Raw genomic sequence first — 4,184 nt, 5'->3', positions numbered from 1 at the left:
GGGGAGTAGGCCAGCGCCAGGTCATGCTGGTTGGACATCGGCTTGGTCGGCGTGACGGAAATCTTGCCGCGCGTGGGAAATTCGTGGTATTCGAGCGCCGCCTGGCGGAAGGCGTCGCGGCTGGGGTTCTGGCTGGAGGGGTTTTCTTCGGACATTGCGGAAGGCGGAAAGGAGGCAATAGCCGGATGCGGAACACCGGCGGGCCGCCGGCGGTGCCGGGCGATGGCACCAAGTATCCGGCAAACGCCCGGCGCGGGTATTGAAATGATCTCAAGCGATGTTGAAATCCGCTGCGCGGCGGCCTACGCGGGCGGCGCCTTGCGCGCCTGCTCGCCGAGCTGACGGCGCATTTCGTCGGCCAGCGGATGCAGGCCCCGCGTGGAGTCCGCCGCCACCAGGCTGTAGCCCAGGCCCTGGGCCGCCCACGAGTAGCCGGCCACGCCGGCCTGGGCGTGGGCCTTCATCGGCATGTTCTGCTCGGTGGCCATCGGCCGCACCAGCATGGCCACGCGCGTGCCGTGCCCGTCGTCGTACATGAACAGGCCGGCCGGGCCGTGCTCGGTGGCCACCAGCCGCCCGCCGATGTAGCGGTAGCCGGACTGCGCGAGGTCCGGCAGGGCGATCGGGCGCCGCAGCCGCGTGGAGACCCACTTGAGCAGGTCGGCGCTGTCGCTGGCGCTGATCTCCACCGGGCGCACAGGGTCGGAGGCGAACACCTGGTAGCTCGCGGTGGCCTCGCGCGCCAGCGCCGCGATGCCGCCGGCCGCGGGTTCGGTGGCGGCGCGCCCGATCCAGCCGCCCATGCCGCCCAGGCACAGCGCGACGAAGACCGACGCGGCCAGCCGCCACGGCGCGCCGGTGCGCGCGCGCCGCGCCTCCAGCATGCGGCGCAGGTTCAGCTCGGGCGGCACCGGCTCGCGGGCGATGGGGGCGAAGGCGGCGCGCAGTTGCGCGCGTTGCGCGACATAACCTTCGACGCGGCGCGCGACATCGGGATGATGCCGCAGGTATGCGTCGATCTGGTGGCGCCGCGCCGCGTCCAGCGCGCCGTCGACGTAGGCCAGCAGCTCCTCTTCCTGCACCGGCCGGCCGTCGTTCCCGCCATCGTTGCCGTGCCAGCCGCTGTTCTGGTTGTCGCTCATTTCACCCTCCGCAATGCAGACTTCGTGGCCGCCCCGGCCACGCCGGTCTCCATGATCCTCAGCAGTTTCTCCCGCGCTCGGGACAGCCGCGACATCACGGTGCCGATCGGGATGTCCAGCACGCGCGCGGCGTCCGCGTAGGACATGTCTTCCACCGAGACCAGCAGCAGTATGCTGCGCTGGTCCGCGGGCAGCGCGTCGAGCGCGTTCATCAGGTCGCGGTGGCGCAGCGCGTCTTCCTGGGTGGCGCGCGACGCCATCAGGGCTTCGTCGACGTCCTCGAGCGCGACGTGCGTGCCCAGCCCGCCGGCGCGCCGGCGCAGCGCGGTGACGGCCAGGTTGTGCAGGATGGCGAACACCCAGCTGCGCGTGTCGTCGTTGCTGCGGCGGCTGTCCCAGTAGGTGATGACCTTCTCCAGGCAGTCCTGCACCAGATCGTCGGCGGCCGCCTGCTCGCGCAGCAGCGCGCGCGCGTAGCGGCGCAGCGCCGGTATCAGCGGCTCGACTTGATGCAACATGTCTTTCACTGCGATGTCCTCCCTGGTACACCCGGCCGCGCGGCATCATGCCACAGCCAGCCGGCGGTCCGCCGGCTGGCGCGGTTGCCGCCTTCCGGCTGCCGTTTCCCCTACAGCGCCTGCACCTGGACCGGTGCGGCCGGCTTGCCGTTCGCGGCCGGCGCGATGACGAGGTAGCGCCGCGCCGGCGCGCCGTCGCCGCCCTGCACCACCTGGCGGATCGGGCCGATGGCGTTGACGATGGCCGAGCCCGCCGGATTGGTCATGAACGACGCGAGCGGCTCCAGTATGCCCGTGCCGTCGGCCTGGCTGGCCAGCGCGAGCACGTAGGGCTGCTTCGGCTGCAGCCCGGTGGCCGAAGCCTGCAGCACCTGGAGCAGGCCCTGGTCGAACAGCGTGACGCTGGTCGGCGCGTTGTCCGCGGCGACCGGCTTGCCCTCGGCGACGCGCAGCAGCTTCAGCTGCGTGGTCTGGCCGGCCACGCCGAGCTGCTGCAGGCCGTCCGTGCCGGCGCCTTCGGGCACCGCGTCAGGCACGTAGTTGATCGCCTGCGGGGCCTGGCCGACCGGCACGTTGGCGACCACCTTGTTGCTGGCCGTGTCGATGGCCGCGAGCTGGTCGGCGTTCTCCAGGCCGACGTAGATGCGCGTGCCGTCGCCGGACGGCCACACGCCGTGCGGCAGGCTGCCCACCGGAATGGTCGCCACCTGGGAGAAGTCGTCGGTGCGGAACACCTTGACCTGGTTCAGGCCGCCGACACTGACGTAGGCGAAGGTGCCGCCCGCCGTGCGCGCGAAGTTGACGTGGTTGGTGATCGGGCCGGTCTCGATGGTCTTGAGCGGGCGGAACGGCGGCAGCGCCTCGAAGACCTGGGTGCGGCCCACGTCCTTGAGCGTGAACCACACCTGCTTGCCGTCGGGCGTGGCGGCGATGTTGGGGCAGAACGGGCTTTCCTGCTTCACGTGGCCGACGATCTTGTGGTCGGCCACCGTGACCACGGCGGTATCAGGGTTGAACGACGAGCAGATGTAGCCGTACTTGCCGTCCGGCGAGAAGATCTGCATGCCGGGCCCGCCGGCGACGGTGATGCGGGTCTTTTCCTCGAAGGTCGCGGCGTCGAGCACGGCGATGTAGTTCTCGCCGCGCACCGTGACCCACACTTCCTTGCCGTCCGGCGTGTAGAACGCCTCGTGCGGCGAGCGGCCCACGTAGGTGACGTGTTTGACCGCGTTGGTCGCGGTGTCGATGAACGAGACCGAGTTCGAGCCGATCGACACCACCGCCAGCGTGCGGTGGTCGGGCGAGAAGCCCATGCCGTGCACCAGCACCTGGCCGCGGTACAGCGGGCTGAAATTGCCCGGCGCCGGGTCGCCGAGGCGGATCACGCCCAGCAGCTTGTTGTCCGCGGGGTCCGTGACCGAGACGGTGTTGGAGAACTGCTCGGCGGCGTAGATGCGGTCGCGGTGGCTGACCGGGATGTCGGCGGCGCCGAGCGCGCCGGGCGCCTGCCCGGCGCAGGCGGCGCCCATGCCGAGCGCGAGCGCGAGGGGCAGGGCGAGGGAGGCGGTCTTCCTGAAGGGATTTCGGGTCATGGTGTGGGCCTTGGTGTCAGTGTGCGTGCATGGCGTGGTTGTGGGTGGCCGGTTCGGCCGGGGCGGTCGGGGTAGCCGGCTGGCCGGGGCCGGCCTGCGTCGGCGCCGGTTCGGACGGGGGCAGCGGCCGGCCGAGCGCCAGCCGCATCGCGGCGATTTCCTGCAGCTGGTCGACGATGATTTCCTGTGCGATGCGCCGCAACTGCTCGTTGTGGCCGTAGCGCAGCTCGGACATCGCCATGTCGATGGCACCCTGGTGGTGCGGAATCATCATCGCGGCGAAGTCCGCGTCGATGTCGCCGCTGGGCTTGACCGCCATGCCGTCCATCATCTTCGTCATGGCGGCGTCGTTCTCGGCCATGAATTTCTCTTCGTCCGAGCCGCCCGTGGCCGCCGTGGCCGCGGCTGCCGACGCGCACAGCGCGAGCGCCAGCATCAGGCCAGCGCCGGCGCGGGCCAGCCGGCGCGGTGAAGCGTGCAGGATCGCCATCCTTTTCCCCTTGTCGTCATGAGGCCCCGATGGGGCCGCTGATGGGGTAGACGCGGGCCGCCCGCGCTTATTCCGCCGCCGCGCAAATTTTTTCGGGGCGCGCCCGGGGGAGGCGCAAGGAACACTTGCGCCCAGGCACCGCATCCGTGCGCGGCGCGCGCCGGCATGCGCGTTCCGGGGGCATTGAAAAATACTGCATCCCCGAGGTTGTCTCTTTCAATTTCCAAAGTGGCCGCGAACCCTGAAGATGGGCCCGTCGGTTTGAAACGCCTTCGTCCGCAAATCCCGATACCCCGCGCCATCGCCATTTCCGGATCCAACATCATGCACAAGTTACTGAGCCTCAAAGGTGTCAAGAAATCCTTCCCGACCAAGGGAAAGACGGTCGACGTACTCGGCGGCCTGACCTTCGACGTGAACGAGCAGGATTTCGTCAGCATCA

Annotated in this window: 5 protein-coding genes; all 5 read right to left on the bottom strand. The window is 70.0% G+C overall.

All coding sequences use genetic code 11. The features are described from left to right. On the bottom strand, window positions 1-155 hold a 155-nt coding region (locus K206_RS42130), incomplete at its 3' end, for a hypothetical protein (RefSeq protein WP_155888366.1). Between the two features lie 147 nt (window positions 156-302). Next, window positions 303-1,142, bottom strand: a complete 840-nt coding sequence (locus tag K206_RS0131990) for an anti-sigma factor (RefSeq protein ID WP_020206393.1) — start codon at window positions 1,140-1,142, stop codon at window positions 303-305. Further along, window positions 1,139-1,660: a sigma-70 family RNA polymerase sigma factor gene (locus tag K206_RS0131985; RefSeq protein WP_020206392.1), complete on the bottom strand. Its 522-nt coding sequence runs from the start codon at window positions 1,658-1,660 to the stop codon at window positions 1,139-1,141. The genes K206_RS0131990 and K206_RS0131985 overlap by 4 nt, the downstream gene beginning before the upstream one ends. A gap of 110 nt (window positions 1,661-1,770) precedes the next feature. Next, on the bottom strand, window positions 1,771-3,252 hold the full coding sequence (locus tag K206_RS0131980; RefSeq protein ID WP_029044322.1) for a YncE family protein: 1,482 nt from the start codon (window positions 3,250-3,252) through the stop codon (window positions 1,771-1,773). Window positions 3,253-3,268: 16 nt separating this feature from the next. After that, window positions 3,269-3,742, bottom strand: coding sequence for a DUF305 domain-containing protein (locus K206_RS0131975; RefSeq protein WP_020206390.1), 474 nt, complete (start codon window positions 3,740-3,742; stop codon window positions 3,269-3,271). Window positions 3,743-4,184: the final 442 nt, after the last annotated feature.

It is taken from the genome of Cupriavidus sp. WS (genome assembly GCF_000395345.1).
Classification (GTDB): domain Bacteria; phylum Pseudomonadota; class Gammaproteobacteria; order Burkholderiales; family Burkholderiaceae; genus Cupriavidus; species Cupriavidus basilensis_B.
Note: the sequence above shows the minus strand (reverse complement) of the source record. Positions and strands in the feature narration are given on the sequence as shown.

What these genes read in the sequence shown, in the direction of transcription:
- K206_RS0131990 (WP_020206393.1), bottom strand. Translation starts at nt 1,142, where the DNA reads ATGAGCGACAACCAGAACAGCGGCTGGCACGGCAACGATGGCGGGAAC.
- K206_RS0131985 (WP_020206392.1), bottom strand. Translation starts at nt 1,660, where the DNA reads ATGTTGCATCAAGTCGAGCCGCTGATACCGGCGCTGCGCCGCTACGCG.
- K206_RS0131980 (WP_029044322.1), bottom strand. Translation starts at nt 3,252, where the DNA reads ATGACCCGAAATCCCTTCAGGAAGACCGCCTCCCTCGCCCTGCCCCTC.
- K206_RS0131975 (WP_020206390.1), bottom strand. Translation starts at nt 3,742, where the DNA reads ATGGCGATCCTGCACGCTTCACCGCGCCGGCTGGCCCGCGCCGGCGCT.